The organism is Acinetobacter sp. UBA6526 (assembly GCF_002434875.1).
GTDB lineage: Bacteria > Pseudomonadota > Gammaproteobacteria > Pseudomonadales > Moraxellaceae > Acinetobacter > Acinetobacter venetianus.
The window spans coordinates 23,003-23,293 of the sequence record NZ_DJLC01000202.1; the positions used below are offsets into that span (position 1 = coordinate 23,003).

Here is a 291-nt window from a genome sequence, read left to right on the forward strand (position 1 = left end):
TGAAAAAGAACTTCCAGATGCATTCTTGCGCCGTTGTTTCTTCCATTATATTGAGTTCCCTGATGAAGCAACGATGCGTGACATCATTGCTGTACATTTTCCAAGCATTTCAAATACCTTGGTCAGTGAAGCTTTACAAGTCTTCTTTAAGTTACGTGAAATTCCGAATCTGAAAAAACCACCATCAACGTCTGAATTGATTGATTGGTTAAGTTTGTTGATGGCTGATGATATGCCTGAAGATGTATTACGTAATCACGATAAATCAAAGGCGATTCCACCACTATACGG

Annotated in this window: 1 pseudogene; it reads left to right on the forward strand. The window is 38.5% G+C overall.

From position 1 onward, the window contains the following. Positions 1-291: pseudogene (locus B4237_RS13775) on the forward strand (ATP-binding protein); the annotation flags it as partial.